Consider the following 16152-nt stretch of genomic DNA (forward strand, 5'->3'; position numbering starts at 1 on the left):
AAGGTTCCAGTCACTGGAAGGTCAAGTATTTTGTTCGAAGTGTCTCACACGACGTGTACTTTGCTGTTTTCTTCCAATTTTTCGGCAAAAAATAGCGCGCACAAGTCACTACTAAGAAAGCCATTAACTGTTGGAAGGTTCTTCCTGGCCCGTCAACCAATGCGCCCCAAAAGCGGGAATGTTTCCAGCAGCCAGAACGCAAAGGCGGACATATAACCGGTCATCATGGCAACTCCCATGGCGATCATGATCAAGGCCGCCGCTGCACGGAGATAACGCCCAAAGCGTCCTATGGATTTCAATCTGACAGACAGGCTCTCGGTAAACAGTGCTGCCAAGAGAAACGGCACTCCAAGCCCCACGGAATATACGATCAACAAAGCAATACCATCGCTGACAGTTGCCGACGAGGCGCTGACAGTCAGAATGGCACCGAGAATAGGACCGATGCAGGGTGTCCAGCCGAACGCAAAAGCAAGCCCAAGAGTATATGCCGAAACCACACGTCCACCAGGCAGATCAAGATGAAAGCGCGCTTCACGCATCATCCACGCCGGACGGAGCGTTCCCAGCATGAACAGCCCGAACAGAATGACAATGCCGCCACCAATCAGATTCATCTCGAACCGGTACCCGAGCAGGACCTGACCAAGTGCTGTTGCACTGGCCCCCAGAAGGACGAAAACCGTGGTGAAGCCCAAAACGAAACACAGGCTGAAACCAAGAGATGACAATCGACCAACTCGGATTGCCTCCGTTCTGGTCGAAAGAGAGGCACCACCCGCGATATAGGAGATATATCCGGGAACCAGAGGCAGCACGCATGGCGAGAGAAACGATATGAGGCCTGCGGCGAACGCGCTTATTATGCCGATATTGGAAAGTTCAGGCATTAATCTGTATTCCGTAAAATCAGGAACCAAGTATTCAGAGAACAGGAAGGTCAGCTAACCAAACAGTGCTAAGCCTATCTTTGTTCAGGGCTCTTTTCCTACTTTTGAGAACCAGTCTGTTAACTGATCGAGCCACCCCTTTTCAACAGGCGGCTTTGGGGGGTGGACAGCGTTTGTCAATCCGTTCACGTAAAGGATCAGATTCATCTGATTGAAACTCGTGCCGTGAAAAATACCGGCATGGCGGGTATTCCGATCGATAATATGAATCATCGGCGCAGACCCGTCACGCTGGCTCAATTTGGCGAATTTATCGGCAACAGTTACAGCACTGATATCCGAAGACGGCATAACAGGCCGCCAGTTCACCAGATCCCAAGAAGGAGTATCTGAAAAATCTTCGGAATGAACGGTAATGAACGTGACCATTTCCCGCATCGGGCTAATATTCAGCCTCGCCTGAGAGGACGCCAGTAGGGTTTGCTGTTCTGCACAGGCTGCACCACAATCCCTTGGCACAAAACTTAAAATAAGTATCTGATCATCAAGGTCGCTCAAATTAAAGCGACCTTGATTTTGGTTAAAAAGTTCTATCTCTGGAACCTTTCCGGTGTTTGTCACCTCAAAATATGGCTCTTTATCCGCCATCACCTCGTCAAGGTGTTCACCGGGATGATTCGCAAAAGCTGGTGAGGCCGTCAACGCCAGGATCAAAAACAACCACCGGATCATTCTGTTTCCCCCTGCGGCCCGGCGGCAGCTATGCCAAGAATGGCGACGTCAATGCTAATCTCGCCTGCGTTTTCAAAGCGCAATGTCATGGGAAACTTCTCACCTTCACGGAGTTTTTCATGCAATCCCGTCAACATGAGATGCATTGCCCCCGGCGCCAGAGTGACCGGGCGGTTGGCCGGAACATCCAGAGCCATGACATGTCGCATCCGGCGAACATCATCGACCGTGACGACATCATGTATCATCACATGGTCGGCCACAGCTGTGGTGATTTCCAGAAGGCGGTCGGTCGCAGCGCTTGTGATCGTAAGATATGCCACACCCGGACGGGATGTCAGAATCGTGGCACGTGCCCAGGCGTCAGATATTTCGACAAGGTTTCCGGCAGAAACCGGTAGTGCTGATAGCAAGGTCATGACGAGGGCGATGGCTGTTCTTTTCATATTGTACTCCCATTCATGATCGCGAGAATCCGGATTGCCATGTCTTCTGCCGGCTGATCTCCTTCACGAAAGACAGTCAGGTAACGCCCATCCGGTGCCATCAGATAAAGATGCCCGGAATGGGCCATCAAATAGCCGTCCGGTGCTGTATCGTCGTCCAACTTTTCGTAATAGACCCGAAAAGCCTCGGCGGCTGCAGCGACATCCTCCTTACTACCGGTCAATCCGATCAGCGCCGGATGAAAGGCCTCGACATATTCCGCCATGACGTCAGGTGTATCGCGTGCCGGATCAATTGTAATGAATATCGGTGCCACGCTGTCGGCTTCACGCCCCATGCGGTCAAGCGCATCCGCCATATAGGCAAGTGTGGTCGGACAAACATCAGGACAATGTGTGAAACCGAAAAAGACAAGCTGCCAACGCCCCGGGAAGCTTGCTTCACTCACACGGTTCCCCTGATGATCGGTCAAGGAAAAATCAGAGTGAATGGCGGCTTCTCCCGTCCCTTCGGCCCCCGACGACATTTGCTTGCGGTCGGAAGCCTGGAAGATATATGCGCCGCCAAAGAGCAGTACAGCAAGGACAACCATCCCCCACAATAGGGAACGGATGAAACGTAACCGGTTGAAATTATTCGATGTCATGAAACGATCCCGTGGAAAATCCCGCCCGGGTATTTGTCCCGGGCGGGTGTCATGTCACGATGTTATTTGTCGGAAGGCTGCGGCATGTGATCGGTCATAGCAGCCATCATTTCAGTACACTGCTCCATCATCGGCCCCATCTGGCTCATCATCTTCATCATACCCATCATGCCCTGCATATCCCCCATGCCTGAATTGCCATCATGCTCCATCATCGGGGATTGCTTGTCCGGAGTTTGGGCTTCCTGGGCATATAGGGCTGTTGTCGCCAGTCCCGCGACCATCATTGTGGCAAACGCGGTGAGTTTGATTGATTTACGCATCTCTAACATTCCTTTCGGTTGTGGACTCATGTCCCGACTGGGGTGTTACAGACGCTATATTTGCGCCTGATGCAGCCGGGGACCTTCCGGCCTCGTTGCCGGGAAGACTGTTTTTCGGGGTTTCATCGGATGAAGGGGCGATATCGCTGGCGCTCTTTTTCGACGAACAGGCCTTTTTGTTCATGCATAAACCCAGCGCACACATGGCTACGCAAGGCAGAACAGAAAGGAGCAAAGGTGCAATGCCGACCGCAACCATCCAGCTCCAGTTAAATGCAAGCCCAGCGACAAGGGCAGTTCCAGCCAGCACAAATACACCGCGACGTCCCTTCAGGTAATATCGAACGGCATGAACCACGTCATGCCCAAGCGAGGTATTACCGGATTTGGCTTGTTGTATCTCGGTCATAGGAGTTCCTTCCTCAATCGGTGTAGATGTGGGATTTAAGAAAATCTATCATCTCTGCTGTCGCCCATTCGGTCGGTCCGACAAGTCGACCAAGCTCGCGGCCGTTCCTGTCAATCAGAAGCGTCGTCGGTAAACCGGGGATGCCCAGAGCCGTCGTGGTTTTCATGGTTGGATCGATGAAGAGGTCCAGATTCCGGATGCCGATTTCGCTATAGAAATCCTGCACGACATCCGCTCCGGCCCGGTCGATCGACAAGGCAACGACTTTGAACTCCGAACTGCCGAGTTCGGCCTGCAGGGCATCCAGGGTCGGCATTTCCTCGCGGCAAGGAACACACCAGGTAGCCCAGACATTCAGCAAGACGACCGTTCCCTCGAAATCACTCAGTGTCATGGGTTGACCTTCGGCGTTTTCGAACCCGAATTCGGGAAGAGGCCGGGGAACGTCATGCATGACAAACGAGCGCTGTTGTCTCTGCCTTACATTGTCCGCTGCCTGATCGGTGACATTCTTCTCGTTGCGTAACGAAACTATGGTCAATGTGGTAACAACCACCAGTATGATGCCAGCGGCAAACCCCACTTTCAGGTTCATATGCACCAAGAGGCTCTTCATCGAGGTGCCTCCGCAGTTCCGGCACCTGAGGCCTCATTACGCAATTTTTCGACCCTTGGCAGAATGGTCTCGGCCAACACTTTTTCCGTTACCGGCCCGACATGCTTGTAAGCAATGTTCCCTTTTGCATCGACAACGAAGGTCTCAGGGACGCCATAGACGCCCCAGTCAATTGCCACACGCCCGTTAATGTCCGCACCTGTTCTCGTATAGGGATCGCCAAGGCTATCGAGCCATTCTGCAGCGTCGTCAGGCTGATCCTTATAGTTCAGACCATGCAGTGGAACGGTGCCGTCGCGGGCCAGTTTCATGAACACGGGGTGTTCTTCACGGCACGCGACACACCAGGAGGCAAAAACATTGACCAGCGACACTTCACCTTTGAGATCCGTACTCGACAAACCTTGCATCCGGCCTTTTACCGGCGGAAGGTCAAATTCGGGGACCTGTCTGCCCAACAGGGCCGAGGGGAGTGTGTTGGGATCAAGAGTCAATCCCTTCGCCAGGGCCACACCCAATATCAAGGCGATGCCAAGCGGCAGAAAATAGATCAGCCGGTTGAAGTGCTTTTGCGGGCGATGTTCTTTGGGGACTGCACTCATTTCGCCCTCCCGTCTTTAGGATTCAGATTGTGCTGGAATGCGCGTTCCTCGTCCGACCAGACACTCTTGATATAGCCAAGTACAGCGATGATCTCCTCATCACTCAGAACATCCTCGAATGCAGGCATATCGCTCTCATATCCCGGCACGACAGCGCCAATCCCGAACTTGGTCATCGCATAAAGTTCCAGGTCGCTATGGCGCCATGTATGACCACTGGCATCGTGCGGCGGCGCAGGCATCCGCCCGGTATCAAGGCGGCGCTTCCAGTTTTTCTGCCCCTCAAGATTTGCACCATGGCACGATGCGCAGAATTCAGCATAGACATCGTTGCCCAGTGCAATCTGTTCCGGAGTGATCGGCTTTTCCAGAAAAGTCAGATTCTCGGGCGTTGATCCAGCATCCGCTACCCCGGACAACAAAGCCATGCCGACGCCAGCCATTAATCCGGTGACCAATGATCCAGGCGATACAGCGATCATTTCCTGCCCCGCAGATATTTAAACAACGCGAGAACACTCATGATCAGGATCGCAAGGATCAGAAGAAACACAAGACCGCCTCCTGCCATCATCAGCATCATCATCGGGCCCCCCATCATCGAACCATCCATCATCTGTCCAAAACACTCATTCATTGGCGTAAACGGCAATGCCGTCCTCTCCGAACGCATAGGTTTTCAGCGTCCCGGTTTTTTCACGTGCCATGCCCGGCGCATTTGGTGGCATGCCGGGCAGCGTGATACCCGTTATATCCGGGCGTTCATCAAGCATCCGTTCAATGATCTCGGCGGGAACCAGCCCGCTTACGACATATCCGTCAATCTCGGCCAAATGGCAGCCCAGCCCTTGCTCCGGGACACCGGCGGCAACGGATCGCTTGTCGAAATCGCGATCATCGACACGGGTAACCTGATATCCATTGGTCTCAAGATATTCGCCATAGGCATCACAGCATCCGCAGTTCGGATCCCGATAGATTGTGATCGATTTGCTTCTCTCACCAGCTACTGTCACGTTCGTTTGCGCCTCTCCTTTTCCCGGAGCAAACATTGTAAATGCAGCACTTCCGGCAACAGCCAGAATCGCAACACCTGTCACAATCACTAATTTTCTCATCTGTTTCTCCATCATCATATGTTCGCAATGGCGGTCCACGTCCTGCCACCGTCTGGGCTTTGTAAAACCCCGTCGTTATTCACAATTACGAGATCATCAGCGCGTAGCGGATGAACCGCGAGTGCTGTTGCGATAACTTCTGAACGCTTTAACCAGGTGACACCCGCATCGTGCGATTGCCAAATTCCGGATGGCAATCCGGCATAAAGTGTGGCCGGTCGCGATACCGCACTGACCAGCGCACTCACAGGTTCACCCTCAGGTAAGGGTACTTTGGGAGTTGCCTGCTTTCCGGACGCAAGAGCATCCATGGCATCGCCCGGCTGAACATCCTGCCAACGGCAGAAACAATCCGGCACACGCGTTACACCGGTATCGGTTCCGGCATATAGCCAGATCCCACCCATTCCGGTTGCCAGATCGACTGAAGACAGTGCTGTCAGATCTCGCTCGGCATTCGCTAACCATGGCCGGTCCATGACAAACACCCATGACTGACCAGCATCATCGCTCTGCCATAAGCCGTCACCGCGAATGGCGGCATATATGGTATCTGGGTTTGTCACCGCCGTTGTGATGGCAGTGACGGCAGCTTCTGGCAGTCCTTGCCCGCGCACGTCCCAACTTTTCCCGCCATCGACAGACAGAACAATCCCGCCGGTATCCAGACCGCCAACAATGCGGCCCGGCCTTTCCGGATGTGTTGTAAAAGTGAGAATGGTGCCTTCCGACACCTTCGGCAGCGCTGTCCAGTTTTGGCTCCCATTGCGATAAAGAAGCGAGGTACCGCGCGCAACAATCAGCGAATTGCCGTCAAAAACGATTGCACTGCTTGTGCTTTTGCTAATCGCGGCAAAGGCCGTGGCTGGCAACAGGTAGAGGCCGGCACCCGCCATGAGACCGCGAAGCAGCACACGTCTGGAAACGGCGCCACCCACTATGGTGTTTCTCTTCATATGCCTGTTTCTCAAGGAGTTGGAGCTATCAGACCGTGATACGGAACCTGCTCACAATGATCCTATAAGGTTTGATCTTCAGGGGTCGGGCTCCCGTAAAAATGGGGCGCTCAAGGCAGGGGCGGATTGCCGCCTGTCCATTGAGTGAAGCCGTGCTTTTGGGCCTCGTAGATCGGAAAACATGATTTCCGACCCTGTCTGAAGAAGCTCTCAAGCCCGCAATAAAAATTGCGGGCACGAAGCAGCACGTCATGAGAAATCGCGGTGATGCCCCATGACACTGATATCCTCAAACCAAAACGGATTAAGGAGATATCAGTTCAGAGTGTTGGTTCTGGGAGGGAATGGATCGGGAGAGTTTGAGCGGCCGGTAAGGCTGCCTGTCGGCCCGAAATGCTCGACTGAGGCGAGTGCAGGTATTGCAACTTGTACAGGCGAAATTGCGATAGTTGATACCTGAGGGCACGCAATATCGCAGTCCGGCATGATGTCGCCGCTGCCAGAACAATTCTGGCAATTGTCCATTGCCATGTCCGCCATCGGCATCCCGACATCCATAACAGCAGCGTTGACCGTCTGGAGACTTGTCCCGACGGCAAAAGCAGCGATCAAAAGTATGGTCAGAAGCCTGATACAAGCTAGCATACTTATAGTCTTATCCCAAGAATGAATATCTGTCGATAATAAATTCCCGTGAACATTCCTCTGTCAATCAAGAACATGTCTCTGCGCATAGTCCAGATGGGAAAGTCAGTGGGCTGCCCGACCTTCAAGAGGAAATGACCGCACTACATTTATCGACAGATTGCCCGCAAACTACGCTGGCAGATAGAGGAACAACTCATTGTGTCTACTCATCATTGGCAGGTTCGTGGTTCGGAAGCAATAAGTGCCTTCCTTTGTTGTTAAGGCCGTTTATTTCCGATTGGCCAGATAATCCCTAAAAACCAGAAGGGTTTCTTCGCTAGCATAGTGTTCCATACCTTCAGCGTCAATTCGAGCCGTCTCCGCACTAATACCAAGGGCACAAAGAAAACTTTCGACAATCTGATGGCGCTCCCGGCTTTGTCGGGCGAGCTTGCGGCCTTGGGCTGTCAGGAAGATACCACGGTAGGGTCTCTGTTTGATATATCCGTCAGAAGCGAGGCGCTTGAGCATTTTGGCAACGGTAGGTTGCGCAACGCCGAGCCTGCGAACAATATCGACCTGACGAGCTTCTCCGCCATCAGTTATCAGGTCGGCAATCAGTTCGACATAGTCCTCAACCAATTCATTTCGGCGACTATTCCGCGTTTGCCGAAAACTCTCTACTTGTACGTTTTCATCAACAAGGGCACTCGAAGGCGCTTCTTCTGTCTGATCGGTAAGCATGCGATTTCCTTGGTAGTTATCAGCAATAAGGTATAGCTAAAGCTATACCTTATTGCAATACAGCAAACTGTTGTCTGATTTAACAGGAACTGACGTGGTGATCTGTTTTAACATAGCTATTGCTATATTATAGAGTAAGTGCTTTTATTGATTGAAACCCCTGTATTAAGGAAACTCTCATGCGTCGATGGCTACCAGTAGTTCTTAACCGTCGGAGGTTCCTCGGAGCTGGCATCATCGCAACTGCGGGGGCGACCTTGGCTGCTCGGGAGACGCTTGGCCAATCGGACACATCACAGGGCACGAAGAACCATGATGGCGACAGATTGGGTAGCGGAAATATGTCGGAAATGCCGGGCCATGCTACTAACCATGGAACGATGATGACCGTTGGAGATGTCGACGAGGTGCGCAATGGCTTCGACACCTCAAAACTTCTTACCGATTGGGATACAGGAACGATCTCGCAGCTACCTGATGGACGGCGTCTGCGTACTTTCGAAATTGATGCCATCGACAAGGAGATCGAAATTGCTCCCGGTGTCATGTTCCCCGCATGGACATATAATGGCCGGGTACCAGGTCCGGCATTGCGAGCAACTGAAGGCGAGCGACTCAGAGTCATCTTCCGCAACTATGGCTCTCACCCGCACTCGATCCACTTCCACGGGATTCATTCGGCTCGCATGGACGGTGTGCCCGGGGCCGGAGTGGTTGGCCCAGGAGAAGAGTTTATCTATGAATTCGATGCCGAACCGTTCGGCTGCCACCTCTATCACTGCCACGCACTCCCCCTAAAACGGCACATCCATAAGGGGCTTTACGGGCTCTTTATCATTGATCCTGACCCGGGACGACATCCCGAAAATACTGATATCGCCAGATCCAGACTGCTAGGGACAAAGGAGAACAATCAGTGGCAGGAATTCGCAATGGTAATGAATGCCTTCGACACCAACTTTGACGACGAGAACGAGGTCTACGCGGTCAATACTGTTGCACATGCCTACATGAAGCGACCTATCCCTGTGAGACGCGACAGACCGGTCCGCATTTACCTTGCCAATCTCGTCGAATTCGATCCGATCAACTCGTTTCACCTGCATGCGAACTTCTTCAACTATTTCGATCACGGCACCACACTAACGCCGACACAACTGACGATTGATACCGTCATGCAGTGTCAGGGGCAGCGAGGCATTATCGAGTTCTCGTTCGAGAATCACGAGCCTGGGCTCTACATGTTTCATGCGCACCAGTCCGAGTTCGCCGAACTGGGCTGGATGAGCTTTTTTGATGTTCAGGAGGCCAGAGCATGAGTGACACGGACCCTTTAGCCCCAAACATCGATGCTCGGGATGCTTCACCTCGCAACAAGCTGGCTCTGATCTGGCTGGTCCTGCCACTTGCAGCACTTGCCGCCGCTATTGCATGGCTCGTTACGAGCGATCTTTTAGGCAGTTTTGACAACGGTGTACCACCAGTAGAGAATTTAACCTTCGAGCGGACAATTCTGTCCTCGGACGGCATTGCCACTCGAGTTCGCGCCAGTGGTTCTGATCCGATGATGATTGCTCAGGTACTTGTGGATGATGCGTATTGGCAATTCGAGCAGACTCCTCCGGGACCCTTGAGCCGGGGGCAGAGCGCATGGATTCATGTGCCATATCCCTGGGTTCAGGGAGAAGCGCATGTGATCAAGACAATTACGAATACAGGGGCAACATTCGAGCATGAGATCCCAGTGGCGGTGACGTCGCCAACCCAGAGTAATGGCACGTTGCTCTTCCAAACCCTTCTTGGCGTCTTCGTCGGTATCGTGCCGGTATCTATTGGCCTCCTGTTCTATCCCGCCTTGCGCGGCGTCGGCCAGCCGGGCATGAACTTCCTGCTCGCCATGACTGTTGGCCTGCTTGCTTACCTCATGATCGACGCTGCAGGAGAAGCGTTCGAACTCGCCAGTCAGTCTGCTGCCATCTTCCAAGGGCAGATCATGGTTGTCTTCGCCTCGGCGGCAAGCTTTCTCATACTTATGGCTGTTGGTCGACGACATGGTGCGCCGACGGGTTTGGCTCTCGCCACATTTATTGCTCTCGGGATCGGGTTGCATAATCTGGGAGAAGGTTTGGCTATCGGTGCCGCCTTTGCGGCTGGCTCGGCCGGGCTTGGTACGTTCCTGATCTTGGGTTTTGCCATCCATAACATCACGGAGGGCATTGGAATTGCGGCTCCCATTCTCAAAAAGCGACCGTCGTTAATCACTTTCCCGGCTCTTACCCTTCTTGCAGGAGGACCTGCAATCATTGGTTTGTGGATCGGAAGTCTGGCAGCGGCACCGCAATGGTCGGCCCTCGCCCTGTCCATCGGAGCGGGTGCCATCTTGCAGGTTATCATCGAGGTCGGTTCCTATCTGGCCAGAAGCAACGGACGCGGCAGTGCAGCGCTTTATTCGCCTTCAGTGTTGAGCGGATTGATTTTTGGCGTTGCCTTCATGTACGCAACGGCAATGCTGGTGAAAATCTAAACCTTTCACTGTCGAATACAGCGCCTTCATGCATTCAGACGTGGCTCGAACACATGATAGAGCATTTAAAGGCAGTAGATTGACGATTGCATGCCCGGCAATCACAATCATCTTTGATGACAAGTCGCCGAATGCTTCCATAACGACTGCTATTGCACAGATGACAAAAGTCCCGGCCATTGGCAGACGTAAAAAATATACATGGAAAAAAACTAGGGCTTGTTGAGTATCACCGTCCATTGATAATGGCAGCGACAGCATAGATCATGGCGCAGAAGCTATCATCTGTCTTGTCGCTCCGCATGGCGATGCGTTTGAACTCTTTGAGTTTGCAAAAGAAGTTTTCGATCGGATGCCGCCATTTGTACACTTCAAGGTCGATTTCCACGGGTTCGAGGCGCTGCGGGCGCTGTGATATGCAAATCATGGCACCGCGTTCATTGAGTTCATCTATAATCCAGTTGCAGTCGAACGCCTTGTCGGCCAGCAAGCCGCCGAAGTCGATGCCGTGGATCAGAGGTTCAACGCCAATTGTGTCGTAGCGATTGCCGGGCAGAAGCTCAAAACGAACGAGATTGCCAAGCGCATCGGTGAGCGCCAGGGTTTTCGTCGTCCAGCCCCCTTTAGATTTGCCTACAGCCTGGCTTTGAGTCCCCCTTTTGAGCCTTGACCATGACGATGAACCTTGACGATTGTGGCATCGATCATCGCGTATTCAATGTCCGGTACACCGCTTAAGGCATTGAACATACGATAGAATACATCGCGCTTGACCCATTCGCGAAATCGCTTGAACACCGTGTTCCACTTACCAAAGCATTCTGGTAAATCCCGCCATGGGCTATCCGTGCGCGCAACCCACAAAACCGCTTCCATAAAAAGTCGACAATCACCGCCGGTACGCCCGGGATCAGTCGGCTTGTCCAAGCAATGTGGTTCCATCAACACCCATATTCGATCCGTGATCACAAACCGATCTTCATTCATCAAAACCTCCTCAAAAGGAAGCTTGAATCACATTCGAACCGATTTGTGAATCCCAATACTCAACAAGCCCTACACTGACGGGTGAAGAATCTGTCAGAGCCGCCGCTATTAAAGTAGACAGAATAGGTGGGGCAGTTTCTTGTTCAGGTTACTTGCCCCAAACCGCAATCATCTGCGGAAGATCAGATTATACGTCATTGAAGATCATATCGGTAAACCTGCCTGCCGCATCGACTTGCTCCACAAGTGCCTTGGCAAGGTTTTGCGAGTTTTCGGGCAATTAGCTTTGAACACGGGCGTCATCTTTTTTGGTATATGACAACATTTGTAGTTAGGATGCCGTTTGCTGAAGCGTAAGCTGGGGAATGCTTTTCATTTGACTGTTCCGACAGTCGCTGTGTTAGAGATGAGGCCATTGGCTTCATGGCATTACGCTTCCCAACCCCTCCGATACCAGAACGAACAGGACAAAGCCGCCGATGAAGGCCAAAGGTGAGATGTGGGTATCTTCTCCGCTTCCGTGAGCCTCGGATATCATGTCCTCGATGGCAGCGATCGTGAGAAGGCCTGCCGTGAACGTCAATGCCGCTAGTTTAAGCGCTTCTGATTGGTTCCTGAGCACGAAGTAAGCGAAGACGGTCGCCGAGAGTACAGGAATTGCAAAGGAGGCAGAGATCAACAGGCGTTTGCTGCGGGAAATCCCTTTGTCTTTCATGTTGGCGATCGTCGCGAACCCTTCAGGAACGTCCGCGAGGACTTGTCCTGTCGCAAGAACTATTGCAACCGACGGCGAGACTGCCGACCCTGCTCCGATCAGAAGACCATCACTGAACAGGTCAATGGACACTGCGATATAGATCATCCAGACACTTGTCTGACTGTTGTCTTCCTGCTTGCCTCGTCGCGTGTAGAGAGACTCCACGAACTTCTCGATACCTGTGTAGGCGATACCACCCAATGCAAAAGCAACGGCTATTACCCAGCCTGAAAGGTTATCTAGTGCACGTGGCATGATTTCAACAGCCACTACAGCAATTACAAGGCCAGCGGCCCCATGAAGAGCGTAGTTGAGATGGCGTCCTGTGACTCGAGATACCTCCGCGGCAAGACCACCACTAAAGTTCCCCAAGGCGGGAAATAGCGCTAGACCGAGGACCAGCCAGATACTATCCATCATCCTTCTCCCTTTATTAATTCCTGGGAGCGCCAATTTGAAACCGCAATCTTTCGCTACTCGTTGTTGTTCCGGTCTGACTTGGATGTTAAGGATTGTAACGATAGATAGCGAAACACAACCTTATCCATTTGTCCGGCTCACATCGATTTTCATTGCCAAAGCCAAACTCATACCATCAGCAAATGAGATAAGACAGTTGCTGCCAGATCGCTATCATCTCCGCGAAATCAGACTCTAAATTGGAGTGACTGCCGGAGACATTGATAATGGTTAGGGCGTTGCTATTCTTCTGATCTGGAAACGGTTCTTTCTGGCAAACCGTTCGGGCGTCCATATCACTTCGTCACAGTCACAGTACCTGTCTGATTTTGGGAACGGCTATGTCCCTTGACTCGTGAAAATCGATAACGCCAGCGAAAATTCCATCGGCGTCATAGACGAAAACACCTGCGGTATGATTCATCGTATAGCCGTTTTCTGTTGGAACTCGTTCGTATTTGGCCCGAAAAGCCCTTGCCGCTTTATCGATTTCATCAAGAGGACCGGTATAACCTTTGATGGAGGGATGGAAATTACGAACATATTCGGCCATTGCCTGAACGGTATCTCGTTGAGGATCGACCGTGATGAAAACCGCATGCAACCGCGAGGCATCCTCTCCGAGTTGTTCGAGCCAGCGAGTTATGTCGGATAAGGTCGTCGGGCAAATATCGGGGCAATATGTGAACCCGAAAAACACGAGTGTGGGGCTACCGATCCAATCTTCCGGGCCGACTTTCCTGCCGGAATGGTCTGTCAGTTGAAAATCCATCTCAGAAAAGGGAAGAGGCAAAGCGCTGATGCGTGTTTGACGCTGAGGGGCAGCTGGTCCATCCACCCGCCACCATCCCGTCAGCAAAGTTGCTACGAGCATGCTGACCGCTCCAGCAGCAGTCCAAACCATCTTACGCCTTGAGACAGGCATCGTTTACTCCTCTAATATGGCGTTAAAATGGGTTCTGTTTTCCAGCCTAACTGGAGTTTTTACGTGCAACATCCGTTCTTTTTCCAAGGTCGGGTAAGAGCAAGCACAATGCCCCGATCGTAATGAAAACATCTGCGCTATTGAAAACGGGCCAATGGTATTGACCAACGTAAAGATTAAGAAAGTCTGTCACTGCATCGTCATAGAGACGGTCTATGAGATTCCCTATGGCGCCGCCAATGATCAAAGTGATGCCGATGATCTCGTTCATCCGTTGCGCCCGCCAGAGCCAAATAATCAGGACACCGACGATTCCAATCGCCAGGCCAGATAGAACGATGGGGCCCCAACGACCAAGGTCATCAAGAAGACCGAAACTGACACCTCGGTTGAAGACGAGGACGAGATCGAAGAAGGGCAGGAGAGGAATACGGTGCGGCGGATCCATGATGATCGTCTCTACGGCCCACTTTATCGTCAGATCCACTACCGATAAAAAGGCGGCTCCCGCCAAGGAAAAGACGAATACAGGCAACTGCAACGGATATTTGCGGTTCTTATCCATTGCCTCATCCCTCTTCCAGGATATAGGACTCATCCTGTGCTGTATTTTTCGGAGCTTTGATTTTCAGATCCTGCAACAATCGTTTAGCGGTCCGCCGGAACCGTGCAAGCTCGTCATCTGTCAGTATCTGTCGTGAGGATAGCTCAACGGTCATCGGATTTACCTGCTTACCGTCTTGCATAACCTCGTAGTGCAAGTTAGGACCGCTGACCAGGCCGGTTGCGCCGACATATCCTATGACTTCGCCTTGCCGAACACGGCGCCCCTGCTCAACGTTGTCCTTGTACTTGCTGAGATGAGCGTAAGCTGTGGAGTATCTGTTATCATGCCGGATACTGATATATTTCCCAAAACTTCCTTTGCGTTTCAGCTGGGTAACAATACCATCTCCTGCTGCGAGCACCGGCGTCCCCCGCGGGGCAGCAAAGTCTAGACCTTTGTGCATCCGTGTGTAACCGAGCACAGGATGTTCTCGCTGGCCAAACAGCGATGAAAGTTGTCCACCATCAACCGGGGTCTTTATCAGGTTCGTTTGAACGCTGTTACCTTTAGCATCGAAGAAGCCGGTAAAGCCTTCTCTGGTTTTATATCGGAAGTAGCTCAGTTTACGGTCGGCGAGGGTAACAGAGACGTAACTTAGCTTCCCGGGATGAGCTTGCTCATAATCGCCATCATCAAATCTTTCATAGCCCAGCGCGAAGCGATCACCTTCGCGAATATCGCGTTGAAAATCGACGGCCAGCCCCATAACATCATATAATTGCAACAGAATAGACTGTGGTACTTCTTGTTTGCGTACTGCTTCGTAAAGACTGGTATCCACCACGCCTGAAACAGATATCAATCTGGCGGAATGTTTGATTTGTTGGGTTTGTGCATCAAAACTATTGGAACTGGTGCGCTGGACAAAAATCAGACGATCTGTCTCGGGTAGCAGAGTCAAATTTTCGAGGCGGCGTTCTTTCGCTTTTTCGGAGACTATACTGACAATCAAATCCAGTCTTTGCCCCACCTTTAGCGTACGGAGGTCAATCAATCCCTTCAGCCTGTTTATAGCCGCATATGCTTCGCTAGTGGGAATGCCGGCTTCGGTCAGCACGCCCAGCAGCGTATCCCCGGGGGCCAGAACCAGAGGTATGGTCATTTTGGTCGCCTCTTGCCGGATGGATGTCTGTTCTGGACTTGTATCTTCCCGCTGGGCATGATCAGTATCAAGGAACGCTGCGGCGGATGCCGACACATTCTGTTCTTTGATGTCCGGGTTTCGGGAAAAAGGCCACTCCAAAAGCATTATGATTGCCGTGATCCCCATAACTCCAAAACCGGTTAGACCATATACTTGAGTAGGCATCATTCCTCAGGCCCTGAAGCACCCAGACTGTAGATTGGAACCGACACGTTTACCCGGCCTGCCTTCTCGAAAATCAAGGTCATTGGAAACCGTTCACCTTCTACCAACGCTCTTTGCAACCCAATGAGCATTATATGCAACCCTCCAGGAGCCAGTTTAACAGCATCCTTCGCGGGTATTTCCACCGGACCAGCTGGCGACATTGTGGAAACGTTATCATTGGTCTTTATCTCATGAACTTCCGGCATGCTGGAAATTTCGGTTTCAATGCCGGTCAATACGTCGGCTGATGATCCTTCGTTTCTGATCGTGATATAAGCAGCTGATGGGCGAGATGTACCAATAGAAGCGCGGGCCCAAGGTGCTTCAACAACCAGATCTCCACCCCTAACAGACTCAGCAGTCGCCGGAAATGCAAACAGAAGGAATAACAATGACGAAAGAGTGTTGAATAAAACTCGAGACATAGTG

General features: G+C 52.0%; 20 protein-coding genes. 2 read left to right on the forward strand and 18 right to left on the reverse strand.

The window, feature by feature from the left end; genetic code table 11:
* Nucleotides 1-152: 152 nt before the first annotated feature.
* The 12 genes from SIB88_RS16445 to mntR all read right to left on the reverse strand — a co-directional run bounded on the left by SIB88_RS16445 (nt 153) and on the right by mntR (nt 8113).
* Nucleotides 153-893, reverse strand: coding sequence for a cytochrome c biogenesis CcdA family protein (locus SIB88_RS16445; RefSeq protein WP_062956571.1), 741 nt, complete (start codon nt 891-893; stop codon nt 153-155).
* An 84-nt stretch (nt 894-977) separates the two neighbouring features.
* Entirely contained in the window at nt 978-1625 is a 648-nt protein-coding gene (locus SIB88_RS16450) for a hypothetical protein (protein ID WP_062956572.1), read from the reverse strand.
* Nucleotides 1622-2071, reverse strand: coding sequence for a copper chaperone PCu(A)C (locus SIB88_RS16455; protein ID WP_062956573.1), 450 nt, complete (start codon nt 2069-2071; stop codon nt 1622-1624). Before SIB88_RS16455 ends, SIB88_RS16450 begins: the two co-directional genes overlap by 4 nt.
* Nucleotides 2068-2718, reverse strand: a complete 651-nt coding sequence (locus tag SIB88_RS16460; protein WP_064788068.1) for an SCO family protein — start codon at nt 2716-2718, stop codon at nt 2068-2070. The genes SIB88_RS16455 and SIB88_RS16460 overlap by 4 nt, the downstream gene beginning before the upstream one ends.
* Nucleotides 2719-2780: 62 nt before the next feature.
* Entirely contained in the window at nt 2781-3041 is a 261-nt protein-coding gene (locus SIB88_RS16465) for a hypothetical protein (RefSeq protein ID WP_062959163.1), read from the reverse strand.
* Nucleotides 3034-3450, reverse strand: a complete 417-nt coding sequence (locus tag SIB88_RS16470) for a hypothetical protein (RefSeq protein WP_197482551.1) — start codon at nt 3448-3450, stop codon at nt 3034-3036. Before SIB88_RS16470 ends, SIB88_RS16465 begins: the two co-directional genes overlap by 8 nt.
* Before the next feature lie 13 nt (nt 3451-3463).
* Nucleotides 3464-4066, reverse strand: a complete 603-nt coding sequence (locus tag SIB88_RS16475) for a TlpA family protein disulfide reductase (RefSeq protein ID WP_062956576.1) — start codon at nt 4064-4066, stop codon at nt 3464-3466.
* Entirely contained in the window at nt 4063-4668 is a 606-nt protein-coding gene (locus SIB88_RS16480; RefSeq protein ID WP_062956577.1) for a DsbE family thiol:disulfide interchange protein, read from the reverse strand. The genes SIB88_RS16475 and SIB88_RS16480 overlap by 4 nt, the downstream gene beginning before the upstream one ends.
* The gene (locus SIB88_RS16485) at nt 4665-5150 is read right to left on the reverse strand and encodes a c-type cytochrome (protein ID WP_062956578.1); all 486 of its coding nucleotides are present in this window, start codon (nt 5148-5150) and stop codon (nt 4665-4667) included. The genes SIB88_RS16480 and SIB88_RS16485 overlap by 4 nt, the downstream gene beginning before the upstream one ends.
* A gap of 147 nt (nt 5151-5297) precedes the next feature.
* Nucleotides 5298-5804 (reverse strand): DUF411 domain-containing protein, encoded by a 507-nt coding sequence (locus SIB88_RS16490; RefSeq protein WP_336107752.1) that lies wholly within the window; start codon nt 5802-5804, stop codon nt 5298-5300.
* A complete protein-coding gene (locus SIB88_RS16495) occupies nt 5801-6742 on the reverse strand; it encodes a WD40/YVTN/BNR-like repeat-containing protein (protein ID WP_197482552.1) in 942 nt (313 codons plus the stop codon). The genes SIB88_RS16490 and SIB88_RS16495 overlap by 4 nt, the downstream gene beginning before the upstream one ends.
* Nucleotides 6743-7657: 915 nt before the next feature.
* Nucleotides 7658-8113, reverse strand: coding sequence for a manganese-binding transcriptional regulator MntR (gene mntR, locus SIB88_RS16500; RefSeq protein WP_062956581.1), 456 nt, complete (start codon nt 8111-8113; stop codon nt 7658-7660).
* A 179-nt stretch (nt 8114-8292) separates the two neighbouring features.
* Between mntR and SIB88_RS16505 the strand changes: the two genes are divergently transcribed.
* Together SIB88_RS16505 and SIB88_RS16510 are read left to right on the forward strand one after the other, a co-directional pair.
* The gene (locus SIB88_RS16505; protein WP_114129784.1) at nt 8293-9432 is read left to right on the forward strand and encodes a multicopper oxidase domain-containing protein; all 1140 of its coding nucleotides are present in this window, start codon (nt 8293-8295) and stop codon (nt 9430-9432) included.
* Nucleotides 9429-10637, forward strand: coding sequence for a ZIP family metal transporter (locus SIB88_RS16510; protein ID WP_062956583.1), 1209 nt, complete (start codon nt 9429-9431; stop codon nt 10635-10637). The genes SIB88_RS16505 and SIB88_RS16510 overlap by 4 nt, the downstream gene beginning before the upstream one ends.
* A 229-nt stretch (nt 10638-10866) precedes the next feature.
* Here the strand turns inward: SIB88_RS16510 and SIB88_RS16515 are convergent.
* The 6 genes from SIB88_RS16515 to SIB88_RS16540 all read right to left on the reverse strand — a co-directional run bounded on the left by SIB88_RS16515 (nt 10867) and on the right by SIB88_RS16540 (nt 16148).
* A protein-coding gene (locus SIB88_RS16515; protein WP_369813471.1) for an IS5 family transposase occupies nt 10867-11624 on the reverse strand; the annotation gives its coding sequence in 2 pieces (ribosomal slippage) (nt 10867-11288 and nt 11288-11624; 759 coding nt in all).
* A gap of 421 nt (nt 11625-12045) precedes the next feature.
* The gene (locus SIB88_RS16520; RefSeq protein ID WP_197482553.1) at nt 12046-12801 is read right to left on the reverse strand and encodes a ZIP family metal transporter; all 756 of its coding nucleotides are present in this window, start codon (nt 12799-12801) and stop codon (nt 12046-12048) included.
* 349 nt (nt 12802-13150) lie between these two features.
* Entirely contained in the window at nt 13151-13714 is a 564-nt protein-coding gene (locus SIB88_RS16525; protein ID WP_231959657.1) for an SCO family protein, read from the reverse strand.
* Nucleotides 13715-13811: 97 nt separating this feature from the next.
* A complete protein-coding gene (gene lspA, locus SIB88_RS16530; protein WP_158586145.1) occupies nt 13812-14330 on the reverse strand; it encodes a signal peptidase II in 519 nt (172 codons plus the stop codon).
* 4 nt (nt 14331-14334) lie between these two features.
* Nucleotides 14335-15684: a M23 family metallopeptidase gene (locus SIB88_RS16535; protein WP_062956588.1), complete on the reverse strand. Its 1350-nt coding sequence runs from the start codon at nt 15682-15684 to the stop codon at nt 14335-14337.
* Nucleotides 15681-16148: a copper chaperone PCu(A)C gene (locus SIB88_RS16540; protein WP_062957281.1), complete on the reverse strand. Its 468-nt coding sequence runs from the start codon at nt 16146-16148 to the stop codon at nt 15681-15683. The genes SIB88_RS16535 and SIB88_RS16540 overlap by 4 nt, the downstream gene beginning before the upstream one ends.
* Between the last annotated feature and the right edge of the window lie 4 nt (nt 16149-16152).

Origin of the sequence: Thalassospira sp. MIT121401 (genome assembly GCF_047125595.1) — a bacterium.
Classification (GTDB): domain Bacteria; phylum Pseudomonadota; class Alphaproteobacteria; order Rhodospirillales; family Thalassospiraceae; genus Thalassospira; species Thalassospira povalilytica.